Below are 13,193 nucleotides of genomic sequence, written 5' to 3'. Positions count from 1 at the left end.
TCGATGTCCAACCGCCCTGGAGGCGACGATGCCATCCGCCCAGCAGTCCCTGACCCGTCTGCCGGCAAATGACCAGGAGTCGTTCGCACAGGCGCTTCGAACGGCCATCGACGCCAGTGAGCTGGGACTCAGCCAGCTCCAGCTACGCCTCCGACAGCGCGGCGTCCGGGTGAGCGTGGCAACGCTGAGCTACTGGCAGACCGGCCGCAGCCGCCCTGAGCGCCCCGATTCGTTCCTCGCTGTCGAGCACATCGAGCAGGTCCTCGGTCTCCAGCCACACAGCCTGCGAAGCCTGCTCGGCCCACGACGGCCGCGGGGCAGATGGGCCGCCCGGGAGCAGTCGCCACTGCCGATGTCCGCCCTGTGGCCGGAGCGCGACGCGGTGGAGGCCGCCGTACAGGTTCTCGACCTGAGATGGGACGACGCGCTGGAACGGATCAGCCTGCACGACCGCCTCACCGTCGGGCCCGATCGGCGCGAGCAGTCGTACCGGATGCGGCAGGTGCTGCGCGCCAAGTGCAATGGTCCGGACCGTGCGGTGCACGTCTACCGTCTTGACGAGCCGCACCTCCCGCTGCCGGAGCTGCACTCCTTGCGAGGCTGCCGGCCGGGCCGAGTGGCCGCCCACCCAGGTACGGGCCTGCTCGCCGCCGAGCTGCTCTTCGACCAGCCTCTGACCCAGGGCGAGACCGTCATCATCGAGTTCGAACTCCGCTATGGCGGACAACGGCCGCTCGCGACCAACTGGGAGCGCAAGCTGCGGATGCCGATCCGGCAGTACGACCTGGAGATCGAGTTCACCGCGCCGGCGCTGCCGGTGGCCTTCGAGCACTTCGTCGCACCGGGTGCGGACGGATCAGAGCGCTCCCGCCCACCTGTCACCCTGGACGCGGCCCACCGCGTGCATGCCGTCGCGCTGGACCTCACCCCGTGCCGCTACGGCATGCGCTGGTCCTGGCTGTAGGCCGAAGAGGGGCAGCGGGCTCTCCAGGGGACCATCGACAACCCCGCCGAGCGCATACCGCGTTGCGGCGCGCAGCCCGGCGAGGACATCGGACAGCCGGTCGCGGCGGGAGATCTCTGCGAACCGGTCGGCGCGCAGGGTGCCCAGGCCGGACGTTGACTCGGCGGTGCGCGCCAGCCCGATCCCGTTCGTCGTCATGGATCGTTCGGGCGACGCGGGCAGTGCGGGCCGAGGCGCGCATCCCGCTGCAGCACGAGCGGGCCGTCCTGCCCGGTGGCGGTGGTGCGAGAGAAGCTGCGCGCCACCGCCACCGCCGTGAGGGGGCGGGTGTACGTCGTCGTCGCCCACCGGCAAGCGGCGATGCCCGAGCAGCTGCTCGCGCCCCCGGCCGACGACCAGGAGCCCTAGGCCGAACCTCAGATCTATGAGTGGCGTCCGTGGCCGGAGTGGGTCACTGCACCCTTGAACGATGGCGTTGAGGTGTTCGCTCGGCCGCAGCGGTTGATCCAGGCGCTGGCAAACGCGACGTCGGCCGAACTGGGAGAGCTGGCTGGTCGTTGGGCCACGCGGCTCCACTCTGAGGACGGGGACGACATGACCGAGGGTGATCTACTGGCGGTCCTGAAGGGAGTTGCCCGCCTTGCGGCGTCGGCGGTGAACACGGGTGGCGGCCTCTATAGCTGGAGCCTCTGAGCGTCCCGGCGCGGGGGACGCTCGTTCTTGACACCGCTGCATGCCAGGAGCTCGGTCCCGGTGGCGTCGAAGTACAGGGTGAAGAACCAAGACCGATCTGTTGCAACGATGCTGCCGGTACGCAGTCGCTTGTCTCGGTCCCGAGCTCGGAGAATCTCAACGGTCTCGTCGAGGCCGAGGGCCGTCAGTCCTCTCTTCAACGACCATCTCAACCTTGACGCAGCGATGCCGAAGACCATCCACTGTGGCGGTAGTCCGTCGAAGAGAGTTACCTCGCCGCCGGCGGCGATGGCGTCGCGTGCTGCCTGGCAGGCACTGGTTTGGCCTCTGAGCATCACGGTGATGTCGAGTGGACTTGAGCTCTCGCCCTCGGTGGCCATGTGGCGACTGTAGAGACCGAATGCAGGCGTTGCCACAGGATTCGGTGCGCCCTGCACAGGGCTCATGGGTGCGTGACAGGTAGGGCTGCGGCCCGGCGACATGGCGGTCGATCGGTCAACACCAAACTCTGGCTGCAACACCCCTCGATGCCCTGCGCCTGGGGGGTCTCGTACCAGGCGAGCGCGGGGTCGCGGTCGTCGGTGACCGGCACGGGCTGGATCGGCGGGACCGATGTCCGCCAGGAGGTCGAGGAGGAGCTCGCGGAGGGCGGTGTACCGGCGGGCCCGTACGTCACCGAGCTCGGGGTGCGCGAGGACGTCCCACACGGCGTACGGGGCCGGGTGCTGCTCGGCGAGCGTTGGGGCCTCCGGTCGACGGAGCTCGCCGCGCGGGCTTGGACCGCGCCGAAGTCCAGGGCGCCATGGCGCCAGATCACGGCCTCGCCGTCCAGGCCGGTGCCGGGGCGCAGCCGCATGCTGGCGACCGGCAGGTCCATCCACTGCGCCGTGACTATCCGGCCCGAGCGTGCCTGCAGCCGGACGGTGTCCGCGTCCCGGATCATGACGACGCGATGTCCGTCGTTCTCCAGACTCGACGGTGTCTCGTGAGCCCCGCTGGTGTGCACTGCATTGGCGGATCCGATCGTGAAGCAGGCCGAGGGGGGCTGGCCGCTCCGGCGTAAGGTGTCGTCAGGCCTGCATCCCGTTGCACAGGGGGGTGTGCGATGGCCGACCAGCGCGGCGAGCGCAAGGGAAGTCGCGTCAGGACGGGGCCGTCGTCTGACGACTCCCATGAGATCCGTTTCTTCCGCAGACACCCCGCTGATGACCCGGACGAGACGTGCCCGGGCTGCGAGTTCCTACCGTGCGCTATGCCCGTGCTGAGCCGTTTTTCAGAACCTGATCGGTCGGAGGTCCACCTGCTGTCTCAGGGCGCCGGTCGCCAACCGTCCTCGGCCAATGCGCGGGGCGGGCAGGGAGGCACGTTCCCGAAGGGGACGAAGCAGGCGCGCTGACGCAGGTCGCCACAGGGCCCTGACCGTCCTGTCGGACCCGGCTGCGAAGATCAGGCCCATGGATCTCGCTGACGCCCTCGCCGGCCTCGACGCCCACCCCTGGGCCTCCGTCTCGCACGCCTACGGCCCTGCCGAGGACCTGCCCGACCTGCTGCGCGCCCTCGCCGAGGGCGGCGGGGATGCCGAGGAGGTGATCTCCGAGCTGTATTCGTGCATCCTCCACCAGGGCACGGTGTATTCCGCCAGCGTGGACGCCGTCCCGTACCTCGCCCGGATCGCCGCTGCTGCCCGGCCCGGGACGACCGAAGTCCTCTGCCTGCTCGGCGGATTGGCCGAGAGCGATGATGAATGGGAGATCGCGCCGGGCGCCGTCCGGGCCGCCGTTGCCACCCAAATCCCGCTGCTGATACCGCTGCTGGCACATGAAGTCGTGAACGTCCGGCTGCTCACCGCCTGGACGCTCGGCCACACCCGAAATACCGATGCCGCCCCGGTCGCCCTGCGAAGCCGGTGGACGGCCGAGGCCGATCCCGGTGTCCGGGCCGAACTGCTCATCGCCCTCGGCCGGGTCGACCCCGCCGGCGCCGCCGTCGAGACCCGCGCGCTGCTCGGTGCAGACACGCCCGCGCCGCTGCGTCTGGCCGCGCTCCTCGTCGCTCTGGCCGCCGGAGAGCCTTGGACCGACGCCCACCACGATGCCGCGCTCGGCCTGCTGCCCGCCCGCGAATTCACCGTCGACCGGTACAGCATGCACCACCGAGAGCCGCTGCACGCGATCGTCGACAGCCTGCTGCGCCGCGAGACCGAGGCAGACCGCGAGGCCGCCTTCGCCCTGCTGGACGCCGCCCTGCGCGACGGCCGCCCCGAGGTGCGGGCCGAGGCGCTCTCCGCGGCCGACCACGCCTGCTACCTCTCCCGCAGCGCTCCCCAGCGACTCGTCCCGGCCATCGCCCCACTCGCCGCCGAGTACCCGGCGTCAACCCTGCTCGGCAAGCTCGGCCCGGCCGCCGCCGAGGCCGCGCCCGCCCTCGCCGAACTCGCCGCCCAACCCGACGACGAGGCGGCTGACCAGGCATTGGCCGTGCTCGTCCGGGTCGCGCCCCGACAGGCCGCCCCGCTGCTGGCCCGGGACCTCGACCGGCGCCCCCGCGCGCTCGACGCCGCAGGAGACTTCCAGGCCCCCGCCTTCCCCTTCGACACTGCCCTGCTCGCCGCCGTCCGCGCACGCCTGGCCGCAGACGGGCTCGGCAACAACGAGACCGCCGACCTGGTCCACCTGCTGCGTCAGTGGGGCCCGCAGGCCGCTGCCGCCTTGCCCGAGTTGTACGCCGTGCTGCCCCGCTTCCAGTACGCGGCCACCGCCATCACCGCCGTGGCAGCCGCCGGCCCGCAGGCCGAGCGCGAGCAGGCCGGCGCCGTGCTGCGTGCCGCCGCCAGTTCGTTGATGGTGGCGCGGGCCCACCATGACCTCACCGGCGAGACCGACGTCCTGCTCGACGCCGCCGCCAAGGCGCTCGCCGCCGGCCGGCGCGAGGTCGCCGAGGCCGCCCAGGCCGCCGCCACCCTGGGCGGGACGGCCGCCGGACTGCTCCCCGCCCTGCGGGCAGCCGTCAGCGAGGACGCCGAGCCGACCACCCCACAACTGGACCGCGACATCGCGATCGCCACCGCCCTGTGGCGGATCGGCGGCCACGCCGAGGAAGCCGTCACGATCCTGGCCTCCGTCCTCGACCGCACCACCGGCAACCAGCTCTGGTACCGGTGGACCGTCGTCCGCGCCATCCGCGCCACCGCCCTCCTCGGCGCGGCCGCCCGGCCCCTGATCCCCCGACTGGAACAACTGCTCGCCGCCCCCGACAAGGCCCCTGCTGCGGTCCTCGCACTGCTCGCCATCACCGACCCCGACGTCGTCGACCTCGGTCAACTCGCCGAGGCAGCCCTCCACTCCGCCGAAACCGGAGCGGACATCTCCGGTGCCTGCGAGGCCCTCCAAGCCCTCGGTGCCACCGCCCTGAGCACCCACCAGCGCCTGCGCGTCGCCGAACTCGCCGAGCAGGACCGGCGCATCGTCGGCTCAGGCGTCGCGAACAGCATCATCCGCGAGGACGAGCGGCTGCGCGCCATCCTGACCGCCATCTGATCCCGAGGCCGGGGCGGACGAGTAATCGATCGCTGCCCCGGCCCGCCCCGGATAGCGTGCTGCCGGATGAATCCTGCCGCTGACTGTGCCGCCATCGCCGGGTCGGGAGCCGAGCTGCGGTGACCCACATGCGGCTGACCGCGGGGAAACGTCCTGGGCTCGAACCACTCTCCCGGACCGTCGGGAAGCCGGGACGCGGACTGCGCGAGCGCGACGGCGATCGGAACCTCCATCCCCTCAGCGTCCGGCGACCATCGCCGCGGCGCCGCTGCGGCTCGGCTACCTGGCCCTGGCGCTACTCCCGGCGGTGCCGGCCGGGCTTATTCTTCCCGAGGGGCGGCCGGTCCCACTCCACAGGCCGCTGTGCGGCCGGCTGTGGGGGATGCACCATGCGCTGGGCGGAGGCGAGGTCGGGCACGATCTGCACGGGCACCCAGGCGTAGCCGTCCCACTGCTCGATCACGCGGGGCGCGCCGGGGTCGATGTGCCAACCGCGTTGCGGCCCGGTCGTCAGGGACACGTGCCGGAGTCTGCCCCGACTCTGGGTGCGACGCTCGTCCCAGCGCCGGGCCCAGTCCTCCAGTGGCTCGTCGCTCACCGGCGTCACCCTACTCCTGCGGTCGTGCGCCGCCACTGTGACCGGTTGCCCGCATGGGTGAGCCTGATTGACCCATGGACGGGCAAGGGGCGCTCGCGGTGTCTTCGCCTTGGGGGCTAGAGCGTCTGCCAGGACCGCAGGCGCTCGGCGACAGCGAAGGAGTCGAGGCGCAGCGGGCGGATCTCCTGGATCAGGTCGCGCCAGAGTTCGAACTTGGTGTCCACGGTCAGGCCGTGCATCTGCAGGTAGCCGACGGCGAGGGCGTGACCGAACAGCTCGCTGCGGTGGGGAAGCGGGCGCAGGAGCACGCACTCCTCCAGCAGGACCGCGGCCCGCCAGAAGGCGTCGGGGTGGTCCTGGTCGTGGCGGGGCGGGTCAACCTTGTGCCGGGCGGCCATGCCGACGAGCACAGAGAAGTCGTTGACCGTCGGGTCGCCGCCCAGCTCTTCCTGGCGTTCCAGCAGCCAGCGGTGGTCGATGAAGTACTCGGCAGGCACAGGCTCAGGCCGCCCGCGGGGCGCGCTGTGCCGGGGCGGGCCCGCCGAAGGCCTCGTCGAACGCGGCCACGGTCGCCGGGCCGCCGATCACGCGGCGGAACGCCTCGGCGCCGACCTCGAGCGCGCGCTCGCGGTCCTTCTCCGCAGCCAGGCGCGTGAGGTAGTCACCGAGCGGCACGCCGGCGTCGTCGGCCAGCGCCTGGAGGACGTCCTTGGTGGTGTCCGGGATCTCGATATCGGCCATGCGTCGAGTATGCCCGGCGCCGCCCGCCCGGGGTACCCGCCTCCTGAGCGCGGGCACGCCCGCCCGTACGGGTGATCTGCGGGTCAGTGCCGGGCGCGGGGCGCCGGCCGGCCGTTATGGTCGGCTCTCCCGTCCCCCTGAGCAGGAGCACCATGTCGTTTCCGCAGGTAGCAGCCGCCTTATGTGCGTCCGTGGTGCTCGCGCTCGCGGTGGCAAACGCCCCGTACGCGGCGCCGGCGGCCGCGGCCGCGCCGTGCGTCCGGGGCGAGAGCGAGACCCGGGGGAAGTCGTCGGTCGACGAGGGCGAGATCCGCTGGACCGAGGCCACCAAGTACGACGACCTGCGTAAACACGCCATCACCGAATGGAACCGGTTCCGCACGATCAACATCGCGGCCGACACCTCCATCACGGTCAACAACTTGGAGTTCCGCGACTACAGCGCCAATGACGGGCGCGGCGGCTACTACGAACGCCACGGCGCCACCGCCGCAACCGACTCCATCTACCTGAACAAGCACCTGCTCGACGGCCGCTACAAGGACGAGCCGCGGATGCGGCAGAACATCGTCGTCCACGAACTCGGACACGCGCTCGGTCTGTGCCACAAGGCCGACACTGTGAACAGCGCCCTGCGTAAGAATGTCAGCACCAAGCACGTCCCCACCGCCGTCGACCAGGCCAACTACAACAAGCTGTGGGGCCGATGATGAACCGCACCATGCTCCTCGTGCTCGCCGGAGCCGTCGTGCTCACCGGATCGGCGGCGGCCGCCTACACCACCCTCCAGGACGACACCGTCACCGCCTCCGCCGTCTGCGTCCCCGTGGAGGAGAACGACCGCGACCGCGCCGGTCTCGCCGCACACCTGGCCGTCGTCAGCGTCGAGAAGACCCTCAAGGTCACCGCGCACGACGGCTACCACGAGTCCCTCTCCCGCATCCGCGTCATCGAGGACCTGAAGGGCAAGCTGCCGGCCGCCCTGGACGTGACGCAGACCGTCGAGCGCACCAGCTCCGGCGCGCTTGTCGCGGCCGCCGACCACAAGCAACCCCTCATCCCCGGCCACCGGTACGTGATTGGGATCTACCAGCACCCCGATCCGACACCGGACGTGTGGCTGTCCACCCCGGCCGACGGCGACGAACTCGACGAGGTCCGCGCCCACTGGAAGGACGCCATCGCCCACCAGAACGCGCCGCGCTCCCACCCGAACTGCAACGACGTCGTCGTGCCCTAGACGGGTCGGCACCGCCGCGGATTAGCCGGGCTCCGAGGGCCGTGTCGGCTGGCCCTCGGGGGTCAGCGGGTTGCGCCGAAGCAGCCCGCGGCGGCACCAGCCGCCCGCAATGTGAGGCTGCATGACAGTGCTGATCGTCGGCGGCAGCGGCTTCCTGGGCACCGAGCTGGTACGTCAGGCGGCATCCGCGGGTCATCGTCCGGCCGCCACGTTCCACTTCCGCCGCGGCGACCACGACAGGGCTATCTGGCACCACCTCGTCGCCGAGATGCTCCACAACCTCCGGGGAGACCAACTCCCGGACTAGATGAACCGTGTCCTTGACGACGACCTCCCGGCCCTGCACTCCTGGGTCAGCGGCCTGAGACGGATCTCGAAGCCGTCACTGCCGGCCTCTCCACACCCTGGAGCTCGGGCCAGGTCGAAGGCCACGTCACCCGCATCAAACCGCTCAAACGCTTGGGCTACGGGCGAGCAAACCTCGACATCCTACGCCCACGCGTACTTCTCGCCCCGTGACCCTGCGACATCACAAGATCCCCAACAGAGCCGCCTTCACTCGACCATGACGAGGTACAGGCGGTACGACGCCCCTGCCGCAGCAATCACGCACAGCTGGGGCAGGCCATGACATGGATGGCGTGCAGGGACTTGAGCAGGGCGAAGTTGGCGTCAACGGCACGGCTGGAGTACGAAGCGAGGGCACCGAGTCCCACCCGCTCGCCGTTCTTGAGGATCAATCCGGGAGTGTGCGCCGGGGCCAATCCAGGGCCATCACCGGTATCGACCGCTCCGATCACACACCACGGAACGACTTTCGAGCGTCCCAGGCCACGTTCGGTGAGACCCGTGGAGTCGATCCGCACTCCCAGGACACAGCTGCGGAACGCAGTCCAGGCACCGCCCGCACCAATCACGGTGTAGATCACTGCACTGACAGGATCTGCGGCAACCATCCCGCTGATCAGAGCCCCAGCGCCCAACAGCGCAAAACCGCTCCCCACCATGAACAGGACTACTCGCTGCCCCGGCCTGTGGAGAGTCTGGGTGCGTATCGGGCTCGGTGAGGGAGACTCCATGGCCACGACCCTAAGCCTCAGCCCTACACCGCGTACGGTTTTCACCGTCACAAGATCCCCGACAGAGCCGTAACGCGATCGTCCACACACCTACGACGCGATGTAGATCCGCCGCCTGGGGATGGTCTGCGCCAACCCCTGGACGGGCTGACACCGCGCGTTCGCCGGACGGGAAGCACGGCGGTCCGTAGATTGATGGGCATGCCAGATATACGTGATCTGTGGTGGGCGGCCGGGCGGCTGTCCTACGACGTGTCGTCGACGGACTGGATGAACGCTCGATGGCACGCCTCTCTGCGGCGGTCGGCCTCGCTACTCGAACCGGGCTGGCCGAAGGAGTTCAGCGGCGGGCCGTTCACGTACGCGTTGCCCACGGTGGCGCTGTTGCTCTACGCGCGGCCTACCGACGACGAACCCCGTGACTTGCCCGTGGAGCGGATCATCGAGGCGCTCACGACGCGCGAGCCCGCGCTCGAGGACGTGATCCGGCGTGGGCTGACCGATCGCCGACACGACCTCGACGACGATTCCCAGCTCAGCGCCTTGGTGCGCTGGCTCACCGAGTACCGGGAGCCGCTCGCCTACTCGGCGGGAGGCTTGGAGCTTCCCTCCACGGAGAGCTGGCCTGGTGGAACGTTGATGGGCGCGGCCGCGGGATGGGCCGCACAATCGCTGACCCATCATCTCGGTGCCACCTCGGCCGATGGCTGATCCTTTTCAGTCCTGGCCGAACCGGTTTAGGTCGAGGTCGATGCTGACGGCGGCGTGGTCGGACAGGCCCCGGTCGACCGGCTCCATGTGCACCTGGTAGTCCGTCACGGCGGGGACGAGAGCCGGGCTCGCGAGGATGAGGTCCTGGCGGCGGGGGACGTCGCCGTCGGCGAACGCCGCCGTCGGCACGTCCTCTTTCCCCGCGGAGGCGCTCGTGTCGATGAAGCCGGCGCGGGCCAGGAGCTCGACGGCCTCGCGATCGGAGCGCGGCTCTTCGCCGGGTGAGCGCAGGTGTCCATTCAGCAGGTGGTCCGGCAGTCGGGACCAGTCCGGCTCGGGGAAGCCCGTGCCGATCGAGTTGATGTCTCCCAACAGGAGGGAGAGGCGGTCGGGCGCGGCCAGGACCTCCAGCGGTGCGATTTCGTGAGCGCGATTTCGCGGGTCGAAGGGGTCCAGATGCAGGTTGCGCAGCTCCATTAGCTGTTCGATGCCAGGCAGGATCAGGTGGGCCCAGCCCATGACGTGGTGGTAGCGGGTGCGATCGGAGCCAGCCGCAGCGACCCGGATCCGGTCGCTGAGGAGGATCGCCGAGTGGAAGCGGTGTCCTGCCGTCGTCGGGTTGGCTTCGGCGAGGAAGCCCTGCGCCAGGCCGGCCCCGTTCACCAGGCGGTGCAGGCGCCGATCGCCGAGCTGGTCCCAGCCGTTGCACTCCTGGGGTTTTCCGGCCGCGGAGCCGTTCGCGCAGGCAGTGACCTGTGGATGAACGTAGCGGACATGTCGGTGACGTGGGAAGCGACACTGCGTAGCGTCACTCGGTCGGGTGTGAGCGGGCCGCGGAGGCGTGAGCTGCGTCTCCGCTCGTCCGGCAAGCCGCCGGGCGTGCGCTCAGACGCTTGTACAGTCGGGGCTGTGTAGGGCGAGGAGGTCATGTCGTCGTGGCCATCGCTGGGGTGGTGGTCGAGCAGGGTGCCGTTGAAGTCCGACAGGGGCAGGCCGATGTAGGCCGCGGTGAGTTCGGCGAGCTGGGCCAGGCCGTGGTCGACGGATGGCGTCGACGACCGGGGGGCCGGCCGCCGTGGTTGCCGTTGGACGCGGCGGTGTCCAGGCCGATCAGGGTCCGCTCGTGGATGAACTCCGGCTTGACCTCCGCCATCGCGGCGACCACCACGAAGAGGACCTTGCCGGCGCCCTGCGGGTCGTAGATGCCGGACAGGGGGCCACCGAGGATCTTCAGGCGGTGGCCGCGTTCGGCGAGGTCCTGCGAGGAGACGATGAGCTCAAGCTCCCAGAGGGTCAGTGCTGTTAAGCGGCGCCCGCCACCGCGCAATCAGCTCCCACGGGCCGGTGCTCGGCGCCTGCGGCTTGTGCATGATCTGCTCCACTGTCCTGTCATCCAGTCCGGACGAGGTCCTGGCGTCGGCCGTCGACAGGACCCCGGCCCGAACAGCGGAGGTGATGGAACGCTTCATGTCGTCCAGAAGCCGCCCCAGGTGGTCAGGCAGAAGGTCGAGGAGGTAGACGTGCTCCAGGCTCACGCGGTCGGCCAATGCCCCGTCCTCTTCCGTGCGCGGGGTGAAATCCCACGCGAGTACGCGCACGGCCTCAGCGTGGACTCGTTGCCCGAGATCCTGGATACGCCGGATTTCCGAGCCGAGGAGCCTCAGGTGCTGCTCAGCCTTCCTCGTGCTCCGGGCAGCCTGAGCGATCTCCTTCTTCCGCTGCTCGTTGCTCTTCCATTCCAGCCGCTGCTTGCGGATCACTTCCACCGCGCGGTCGACCAACGGCTTCGGCTCCACGTCGAAGAAGTAGAACCACTCCAGGTGCTTCCGCAAGGAGTCGAACCAGGCGTGCAGCGCCCGCTCCAGGTCCGTACCTCCCGGGTAGGTCGCCATCAACTCCAGCGGGTCGGAGGACCCGTTGTAGACCTTCGGCAGGCGGGTGCCCAGATCGCTCGTCGTGCCGATCTTGCACTTGCTGCGGCCTCGGCCTGGCGTCCTGAATTCATCGACGTCATGGGCGCGCAGGAGGTACACCACCTCTTCACCCGCCTCATGAGGACCGCCCAGCAGGTACCTCAACTCTTCGCTACCCACGCGCTGCCTCCCTTTCTGTTCTTGACGGTCACCATCATCAGCGTGGATGTGACGGGGGAGCCTGCCCGTCGATCTCCCCGCGTTCACTCGTTCAGGTGAACGGGGTGGGTGTCCGGGGAGGGTTTCAGGACGCTGCCGATCACGGGACGGAAGGGCGAGTCGCAGCGCGCGGCCGCAGTGGCCAGGCTGACACAGCTGCGCGAAGCCGGCCAGCTCTCGGCGGCGCACGCACGTCTGACCGCTGCCCCCTCGTAGCGTGGAGTCCCCCACTGACGTTCTAATGTCGTCCGACAGTTCACCTCGTGAAGCCGTAGCCGTATGCAAGACCAACTGCACTGCGCAACCTCGCATGCAAGGTACAGCTGCAAGTGCAAGGTTCACCCGCCCGGAACAGTGCTCGTCGGTGTTCACCGCGAGCGGCAAGGCCGGGCTCGGCTTGCAGGGGTTACGCGTTACCGTCGAGGGTAATCAGGAGTGGGGGAAGGCTGCCGGCGGTGCTCCAGCGCAGCGTCCAGCCGTCTGATGCGTGTTCGATACGGGTGAGACAGGCGGTGGTGACGGGCAGGTCGCGTGACAGCATGGAGAGTGCGGTCGAGTTGGTGCAGGAGCGATTCCCACGCCATGGCGGTGTCTCCCCACTCCCTTAGGGACGCAGACCGGGACTGACGGGTAGGCCGAGCCGCTCCAGGAGGCCGACGATCATGTCATCGAAAAGCGCGCGGTAGTCGGTGAAGGCGTAGTCTAGGTGCCCGTAGACCGCCATGCACGTGAGCCCGTAGATCTGGCGCCAGCAGGTGAACATCAGATACGCCACACCCGGGGGCAGGTGCGGGCATACCTGGGCGCGGTACGCCTCCAACTGGCTGCGCAGAGCGGCGGCGATGTCGTCGTCCGCAGGGAAGGCCAGTCCACCGTGCCGCCACAACTCCTCGAACGGAACGGCGAACACGCCGCCCAGTTCACGGGCGATGGCCTGGGGGACATCACCTCCGGCCCTGGACGCTTTCGGATAGGCCGAGCCCATCAGCAGGTCGAATGCGGCGCGATTGGCGACCGACCAGTCGAAGACGGCCAGGCTCGCTGCGTGCAACTGAGCGCTGAGGTCGTCTGCGTCCTGTCGGTCCACGGCCACCGACACGGTGGAGATCAGCTCGGCGGTGAGATCGCTGTAGAGGGCCCGGACCAGTCCGTCGCGCCCGTCGAAGTATCGGTAGAGCGCGGGGGGACTCACGCCAACCGCACGCGCCACCGCTGCCAGCGTCAGCCCGTCGATGCCCTCCGCGGCCGCGATCTCTCGCGCTGCTCGACGCGTGTCGAGCAGGAGCTGTTCACGCTGGCGTTGCCGGCGGGTGCCAGAGGCCGTCCTTGCGCCATCCATGGCGAGAGTCTCCTCCTCAATTCGCGGCTTCGCATCGAGTGCGCGCCACCTGACCCATGCTTCGAACTCTCTTGCGTCATAGGTGAATTGACCCTGCCCACCGGCTGGAACGACTTGCACTGACGGCATGGCACCCCGCTAATGGTAATCACGTCGTGAC

At 69.6% G+C, this 13,193-nt stretch carries 17 protein-coding genes; 8 read left to right on the top strand and 9 right to left on the bottom strand.

All coding sequences use genetic code 11. From position 1 onward, the window contains the following. Nucleotides 1-28: 28 nt before the first annotated feature. Both ACFY7C_RS00370 and ACFY7C_RS00365 read left to right on the top strand, forming a co-directional pair. Nucleotides 29-964 (top strand): hypothetical protein, encoded by a 936-nt coding sequence (locus ACFY7C_RS00370; protein WP_389641490.1) that lies wholly within the window; start codon nucleotides 29-31, stop codon nucleotides 962-964. 282 nt (nucleotides 965-1,246) lie between these two features. Beyond that, nucleotides 1,247-1,372: a hypothetical protein gene (locus tag ACFY7C_RS00365; protein ID WP_389641488.1), complete on the top strand. Its 126-nt coding sequence runs from the start codon at nucleotides 1,247-1,249 to the stop codon at nucleotides 1,370-1,372. A gap of 266 nt (nucleotides 1,373-1,638) precedes the next feature. Here the strand turns inward: ACFY7C_RS00365 and ACFY7C_RS00360 are convergent, their stop codons facing one another. Further along, nucleotides 1,639-2,037 carry a hypothetical protein gene (locus tag ACFY7C_RS00360; protein ID WP_389641486.1) on the bottom strand — a complete coding sequence of 133 codons (399 nt, stop codon included), beginning with the start codon at nucleotides 2,035-2,037 and terminating at the stop codon, nucleotides 1,639-1,641. A 147-nt stretch (nucleotides 2,038-2,184) separates the two neighbouring features. On the opposite strand from ACFY7C_RS00360, the gene ACFY7C_RS00355 reads away from it, so the two are divergent. Further along, nucleotides 2,185-2,646: a hypothetical protein gene (locus tag ACFY7C_RS00355; RefSeq protein WP_389641484.1), complete on the top strand. Its 462-nt coding sequence runs from the start codon at nucleotides 2,185-2,187 to the stop codon at nucleotides 2,644-2,646. Nucleotides 2,647-3,111: 465 nt separating this feature from the next. Further along, on the top strand, nucleotides 3,112-5,193 hold the full coding sequence (locus tag ACFY7C_RS00350) for a hypothetical protein (RefSeq protein WP_389641482.1): 2,082 nt from the start codon (nucleotides 3,112-3,114) through the stop codon (nucleotides 5,191-5,193). 295 nt (nucleotides 5,194-5,488) lie between these two features. Here ACFY7C_RS00350 and ACFY7C_RS00345 read toward each other — a convergent pair whose 3' ends face one another. The 3 genes from ACFY7C_RS00345 to ACFY7C_RS00335 all read right to left on the bottom strand — a co-directional run bounded on the left by ACFY7C_RS00345 (nucleotide 5,489) and on the right by ACFY7C_RS00335 (nucleotide 6,532). After that, complete coding sequence (locus tag ACFY7C_RS00345) at nucleotides 5,489-5,791, bottom strand: DUF6087 family protein (RefSeq protein WP_389641480.1); 303 nt, start codon at nucleotides 5,789-5,791, stop codon at nucleotides 5,489-5,491. Nucleotides 5,792-5,907: 116 nt separating this feature from the next. Then, the gene (locus ACFY7C_RS00340) at nucleotides 5,908-6,288 is read right to left on the bottom strand and encodes a toxin Doc (protein ID WP_389641478.1); all 381 of its coding nucleotides are present in this window, start codon (nucleotides 6,286-6,288) and stop codon (nucleotides 5,908-5,910) included. 4 nt (nucleotides 6,289-6,292) lie between these two features. After that, nucleotides 6,293-6,532: an antitoxin MazE7 gene (locus ACFY7C_RS00335; RefSeq protein WP_389641476.1), complete on the bottom strand. Its 240-nt coding sequence runs from the start codon at nucleotides 6,530-6,532 to the stop codon at nucleotides 6,293-6,295. Between the two features lie 152 nt (nucleotides 6,533-6,684). Between ACFY7C_RS00335 and ACFY7C_RS00330 the strand changes: the two genes are divergently transcribed. The 3 genes from ACFY7C_RS00330 to ACFY7C_RS00320 all read left to right on the top strand — a co-directional run bounded on the left by ACFY7C_RS00330 (nucleotide 6,685) and on the right by ACFY7C_RS00320 (nucleotide 8,079). Beyond that, nucleotides 6,685-7,242 carry a hypothetical protein gene (locus tag ACFY7C_RS00330; RefSeq protein WP_389641474.1) on the top strand — a complete coding sequence of 186 codons (558 nt, stop codon included), beginning with the start codon at nucleotides 6,685-6,687 and terminating at the stop codon, nucleotides 7,240-7,242. Then, complete coding sequence (locus ACFY7C_RS00325) at nucleotides 7,239-7,772, top strand: hypothetical protein (protein WP_389641472.1); 534 nt, start codon at nucleotides 7,239-7,241, stop codon at nucleotides 7,770-7,772. Before ACFY7C_RS00330 ends, ACFY7C_RS00325 begins: the two co-directional genes overlap by 4 nt. 121 nt (nucleotides 7,773-7,893) lie before the next feature. Continuing rightward, entirely contained in the window at nucleotides 7,894-8,079 is a 186-nt protein-coding gene (locus tag ACFY7C_RS00320) for a hypothetical protein (RefSeq protein ID WP_389641470.1), read from the top strand. 298 nt (nucleotides 8,080-8,377) lie between these two features. On the opposite strand, the gene ACFY7C_RS00315 is transcribed toward ACFY7C_RS00320, so the two are convergent. Continuing rightward, nucleotides 8,378-8,728, bottom strand: a complete 351-nt coding sequence (locus tag ACFY7C_RS00315; RefSeq protein ID WP_389641468.1) for a PH domain-containing protein — start codon at nucleotides 8,726-8,728, stop codon at nucleotides 8,378-8,380. Between the two features lie 324 nt (nucleotides 8,729-9,052). Here ACFY7C_RS00315 and ACFY7C_RS00310 point away from each other — a divergent pair, with 324 nt between their 5' ends. Continuing rightward, a complete protein-coding gene (locus ACFY7C_RS00310) occupies nucleotides 9,053-9,562 on the top strand; it encodes a hypothetical protein (protein ID WP_389641466.1) in 510 nt (169 codons plus the stop codon). A gap of 6 nt (nucleotides 9,563-9,568) precedes the next feature. Here ACFY7C_RS00310 and ACFY7C_RS00305 read toward each other — a convergent pair whose 3' ends face one another. From ACFY7C_RS00305 to ACFY7C_RS00290, 4 genes are all read right to left on the bottom strand, one after another. Beyond that, nucleotides 9,569-10,225 carry a hypothetical protein gene (locus ACFY7C_RS00305; RefSeq protein ID WP_389641464.1) on the bottom strand — a complete coding sequence of 219 codons (657 nt, stop codon included), beginning with the start codon at nucleotides 10,223-10,225 and terminating at the stop codon, nucleotides 9,569-9,571. A 262-nt stretch (nucleotides 10,226-10,487) separates the two neighbouring features. Then, on the bottom strand, nucleotides 10,488-10,889 hold the full coding sequence (locus tag ACFY7C_RS00300) for a hypothetical protein (protein WP_389641462.1): 402 nt from the start codon (nucleotides 10,887-10,889) through the stop codon (nucleotides 10,488-10,490). Beyond that, nucleotides 10,840-11,655 (bottom strand): GIY-YIG nuclease family protein, encoded by an 816-nt coding sequence (locus ACFY7C_RS00295; RefSeq protein WP_389641460.1) that lies wholly within the window; start codon nucleotides 11,653-11,655, stop codon nucleotides 10,840-10,842. Before ACFY7C_RS00295 ends, ACFY7C_RS00300 begins: the two co-directional genes overlap by 50 nt. Before the next feature lie 643 nt (nucleotides 11,656-12,298). Beyond that, nucleotides 12,299-13,033, bottom strand: coding sequence for a TetR/AcrR family transcriptional regulator (locus ACFY7C_RS00290; protein ID WP_389641458.1), 735 nt, complete (start codon nucleotides 13,031-13,033; stop codon nucleotides 12,299-12,301). Nucleotides 13,034-13,193: the final 160 nt, after the last annotated feature.

Source organism: Streptomyces sp. NPDC012769, from assembly GCF_042901205.1.
Lineage (GTDB): Bacteria > Actinomycetota > Actinomycetes > Streptomycetales > Streptomycetaceae > Streptomyces.
This window is presented reverse-complemented; position numbering and strand designations above follow the sequence as displayed.

What these genes read in the sequence shown, in the direction of transcription:
- ACFY7C_RS00370 (WP_389641490.1), top strand. Translation starts at nt 29, where the DNA reads ATGCCATCCGCCCAGCAGTCCCTGACCCGTCTGCCGGCAAATGACCAG.
- ACFY7C_RS00360 (WP_389641486.1), bottom strand. Translation starts at nt 2,037, where the DNA reads ATGGCCACCGAGGGCGAGAGCTCAAGTCCACTCGACATCACCGTGATG.
- ACFY7C_RS00355 (WP_389641484.1), top strand. Translation starts at nt 2,185, where the DNA reads ATGCCCTGCGCCTGGGGGGTCTCGTACCAGGCGAGCGCGGGGTCGCGG.
- ACFY7C_RS00350 (WP_389641482.1), top strand. Translation starts at nt 3,112, where the DNA reads ATGGATCTCGCTGACGCCCTCGCCGGCCTCGACGCCCACCCCTGGGCC.
- ACFY7C_RS00335 (WP_389641476.1), bottom strand. Translation starts at nt 6,532, where the DNA reads ATGGCCGATATCGAGATCCCGGACACCACCAAGGACGTCCTCCAGGCG.
- ACFY7C_RS00330 (WP_389641474.1), top strand. Translation starts at nt 6,685, where the DNA reads ATGTCGTTTCCGCAGGTAGCAGCCGCCTTATGTGCGTCCGTGGTGCTC.
- ACFY7C_RS00325 (WP_389641472.1), top strand. Translation starts at nt 7,239, where the DNA reads ATGATGAACCGCACCATGCTCCTCGTGCTCGCCGGAGCCGTCGTGCTC.
- ACFY7C_RS00320 (WP_389641470.1), top strand. Translation starts at nt 7,894, where the DNA reads ATGACAGTGCTGATCGTCGGCGGCAGCGGCTTCCTGGGCACCGAGCTG.
- ACFY7C_RS00315 (WP_389641468.1), bottom strand. Translation starts at nt 8,728, where the DNA reads ATGGTTGCCGCAGATCCTGTCAGTGCAGTGATCTACACCGTGATTGGT.
- ACFY7C_RS00310 (WP_389641466.1), top strand. Translation starts at nt 9,053, where the DNA reads ATGCCAGATATACGTGATCTGTGGTGGGCGGCCGGGCGGCTGTCCTAC.
- ACFY7C_RS00290 (WP_389641458.1), bottom strand. Translation starts at nt 13,033, where the DNA reads ATGGATGGCGCAAGGACGGCCTCTGGCACCCGCCGGCAACGCCAGCGT.